We start from the raw sequence: 4,396 nt of genomic DNA on the forward strand, positions 1-4,396 counted from the left end.
CGCTGAGCTCCCTGACCCGTGAACAGGAAGGCGTTGCGGCCGGCCACGGTGGAGACCGGTGGTGTCAGGGAGGCCAGGTTCTCGGCGCATTCGGCCAGGTCGGCACCGGCCACCACGGCCCTGTACTCCAGTGTTCCGCGTGTGGTTGCCAGGGAGAACGCCACGTCCTCGGCCCGGAGTTCGGGCCGCTCGGTGACGTAGGAGCGCAGCCGTTCCGCCTGTGCCCGCAGTGCCGTCTCCGACTTGGCGCTGATCAGCCACGGCACAACCGGCAACGAGGAACGCTCCTGCGCCGCGTCCTCGTCGAGACGCACCGGAGCCTGCTCGATGATCACATGCGCGTTGGTGCCGCTGGCGCCGAAGCTGGAGACGCCGACGCGGCGGGGCTGCCCGGTCTGGGGCCACTCGCGGTGCTCGGAGAGCAACCGCACGTTCCCCGCCGACCAGTCGATGTGCGGGGACGGTTCCTCTGCGTGCAGGGTCCGGGGCAGGATGCCCTCGCGCAGCGCCATCACCATCTTGATGACGCCGCTCACACCGGCGGCGGCCTGGGCGTGTCCGATGTTGGACTTCAACGACCCCAGCCAGAGAGGCCGTTCATCGGGGCGCCCCTGCCCGTAGGTGGCCAGCAGGGCCTGTGCCTCGATGGGGTCACCGAGAGTCGTGCCCGTGCCGTGTCCCTCCACCGCGTCGATCTGCCCGGGCTCCAGCCCCGCGGCGGTGAGCGCCTGGCGGATGACGCGTTGTTGCGAGGGGCCGTTGGGTGCGGTGAGGCCGTTGGACGCGCCGTCCTGGTTGACGGCGCTGCCCCGGACGACCGCAAGGACCGGGTGGCCCAGACGTTCGGCGTCGGACAGGCGTTCCACGAGGAGCATGCCGACGCCCTCGCTGAAGCCGGCGCCGTCCGCACCCGCACCGAACGCCTTGCAGCGGGCGTCGGGTGAGACGGCGCGCTGACGGCTGAAGTCGAGGAACATCTCGATCGACGACATGACGGTGACACCGCCGACCAGCGCGAGCGAGCACTCGCCCTGCCGGATCGCCTGCATGGCGAGGTGCATCGCCACGAGGGACGACGAGCAAGCGGTGTCGACGGTGACCGCCGGGCCCTCCAGGCCGAAGGTGTAGGCGATGCGGCCGGTCGCGATGCTGCCCGCGCTGCCGTTGCCGACGTACCCCTCGACGTCCTCGGGCACGGTGCCCGCGCCGAGCCGGGAGCCGTAGTCGTGGTACATGATGCCGGCGAAGACGCCGGTGCGGCTGCCGCGCAGGGTGGCGGGGTCGATGCCGGCCCGTTCGAACGTTTCCCACGACGTCTCCAGCAGCAGTCTCTGCTGGGGGTCCATGGCCAGTGCCTCGCGCGGTGAGATCCCGAAGAACGCCGGGTCGAAGTCGGCGGCGCGGTGCAGGAACCCGCCCTCACGGGAGTAGATCCGTCCGGGCACGCCCGGGGTCGGGTCGTAGAGGGCGTCGACGTTCCAGCCGCGGTCGTCGGGCATGACGTCGATAGCGTCGCGGCCCTCGGCGACCAGCCGCCAAAGGTCCTCCGGCGACGCCACGTCTCCGGGGAGACGGCAGCTCATGCCGATGATCGCCATGGGCTCGTCGGCGGCCGCGGGGGTGCTCGGGCGGGTGGCCCGAGCGGCGGTGGCCGAAGTGACGTCGCCGAGTTCGGACCTGAGCAGACGGACGACGGCATCGGCGTTCGGGTGGTCGAAGACGAGGGTCGCCGGCAGGCGCAGCCCGGTGGCGGCGCCGAGCCTGTTGCGTAGTTCGACGGCGGTGAGGGAGTCGAAGCCGAGGTCCTTGAAAGCACGTTCGGGTTCGACCGCGTCGGGGGAAGCGTGGCCGAGAACGGCCGCGACCTCACCGCGGACCACGTCGAGCAGGAACTCCTCACGCCGGTCCGCAGGCAGTGCGGCGAGCCGCCCGCCGAGGCCGCCGCCGTCGGCCGAGGCGGTACCGGCACCCGCACCGGCCGCCTGTCGGCGTACGCGCCGCGGGACCAGGGCGCTCAGCAGCGCCGGCACCTCGGAGGCCGCCGCACGCCGTCGCAGGGCCGCCAGGTCCAGGCGTACCGGGAGCAGGTACGGCTCATCGGTGCGGGTGGCCGCGTCGAGGAGGGCGAGGGCCTGTCCGGTCTCCATCGCGGCGACGCCGAGCCGGGCGAGCCGGTTCAGTTCGGTCTCGCCGAGCCGGCCGGTCAACGCACTGGTCTCGGCCCACAGGCCCCATGCGAGCGACAGACCGGGCAGGCCCTCGGCGCGGCGGGTCTGGGCCAGGGCGTCGAGGAAGACGTTGGCGGCCGCGTAGTTGGCCTGCCCGGCGTTGCCGAGGGTGCCGGCGCCGGCGGAGAACAGCACGAACGCCGACAGTTCGTGGTCGCGGGTCAGTTCGTGCAGATTCCAGGCGGCGTCGACCTTGGGCCGCAGCACGGTGTCGAACCGCTCCTCGTCCAGGGATTCCAGCACGCCGTCGTCCAGCACTCCGGCCGCGTGCACCACACCGGTCAGCCGACGGCCGGTGAGCACGCGGGCCAGGGCCGCGCGGTCGGCCACGTCGCACGCGACGCTCTCGACGGTCGCGCCGAGTGCGACCAGCTCCGCCTCCAGCCGGTCCGTGCCATCGGCCGTCGGACCACGCCGGCTGACGAGCAGCAAGTCCCGTACGCCGTGCGCCGAGACCAGGTGCCGGGCGACGACACCGCCGAGCACCCCGGAGGCGCCGGTGACGAGCACCGGACCCTCCCCGAAGGCCGGAGCCTTACCGCCCGGGGCCGTACCGTCCGGAGCCTGTGCCCGCGCCAGACGGGGGACGCGCACGGCTCCTCCCCGAACGGCCCACTGCGGCTCGCCCGAGGCCAGCCCGGCGGCCAGCTCCTCCACGCCACCACCCACCGGCAGATCCCCCAGCACGAAGCGGTCCGGGTGCTCGGCCTGGGCCGCACGTACCAGACCCCACACGGGAGCCACCCGCACATCCACGGCCTCACCGGCGGAGACACCCACCGCGCCCCGCGTCACCACGACGAGCCGTGAGGATGCCAGCCGCTCGTCCGAGACCCAGCGCCGGACCACACCCAGCACCTCGGCGAGCCGCGCCCGTACGAGCTCCGGCACCGCGCCCGGGCCCTCGTCCGACGGGCACTCCAGCACCACCGTGTCGGGAAGCCCGTCCGACGACGCGACCAGCGCATCCACATCCGCGAACGCGAGACCGCCGTCAACCGGAGACGAGCTCCCCAGCGCCGCCCAGGACACGGCCTCGACCGAGCCGTCACCGGCCGCGGAAACCCACTCCACCCGGAACAGCGACGCGTCGCCCCCCGGAGCCGCGGCTGCGAGCTGCGCCTCGGACACCTCACGTGTCGCAAGGACGTCCACCGAGGCCACCGGCGCACCGGATGCGTCCGCCACGTCCAGAGTCACCGTCGTCGGATCATCGGCCACCGGCGCCATGCGCACGCGCAGGGTGGTCGCGCCCGCGGCGTGCAGGGTGACCCCGCGCCACGAGAACGGCAGCCGGTTCCCGGAGGCGCCGTCGCCCGCGGGAGCGAAGAGCGTGAGCAGCCCGGACTGGAGCCCCGCGTCGAGCAGTGCCGGGTGGAGCCCGAACTCCGCGGCAGATCCGGCGATTTCCTCGGGCAGGGCGACCTCGGCGAACACCTCGTCCCCACGGCGCCAGACGCTGCGCAGGCCCTGGAAGGCGGGGCCGTACTCATAGCCGCGACCGGCCATCGTCTCGTAGAAGCCGTCGGTGTCGAGTGCTTCGGCGCCCCGCGGCGGCCACACGGCGAAGTCGTACCGGCTGCCGGTCGGTTCTTGGGTGCCCTGCGCTACCGTGCCTGTCCCGTGCAGCGTCCACGGCCCGTCCACGCCGGGTTCCTCCGGCCGTGAGTGGATGTCCAGGCTGCGCCCCTCGGCATTGTCGGCGGCGCCGACGACGACCTGGACCTGCACCGCACCCTCGGGCGGCAGGACAAGCGGCGCCTGGAGCGTGAGTTCCTCCACGCGTCCGCAGCCGACCTCGTCGGCCGCGCGGACGGCGAGTTCGACCAGGCCGGTGCCCGGTGCGAGGACGACACCACGCACGGCGTGATCGGCGAGCCATGGGTGCGTGGCGAGGGAGAGCCTGCCCGTCAGGACGGTGCCGCCGCTGCCCGCGAGGGCTACGGACGCCCCGAGCAGCCCGTGTCCGGCGGCCCCCAGCCCGGCCGCCGCGACATCGGCGCCCTTGCCGGCGGTGGCGTCGAGCCAGTAGCGGTGGTGTTGGAAGGCGTAGGTGGGGAGTTCGGTGGTGTGGGTGGTTGGTGTGAGGCGGGACCAGTCGACGGGGATGCCGGTGGTCCAGGCTTCTGCGAGTGAGGTGAGGAGTCGTTGTGGGGTTCCTTCGTCTC

The 4,396-nt window shown here is 73.2% G+C and carries 1 protein-coding gene; it reads right to left on the reverse strand.

What is annotated here, in order from left to right; translation table 11 throughout:
* A partial coding sequence (locus tag ACFVW8_RS38525; protein WP_389698612.1) for a type I polyketide synthase occupies positions 1 to 4,396 on the reverse strand: 4,396 nt, incomplete at both ends.

The organism is Streptomyces sp. NPDC058221 (assembly GCF_042882365.1).
Taxonomy (GTDB): Bacteria; Actinomycetota; Actinomycetes; order Streptomycetales; family Streptomycetaceae; genus Streptomyces.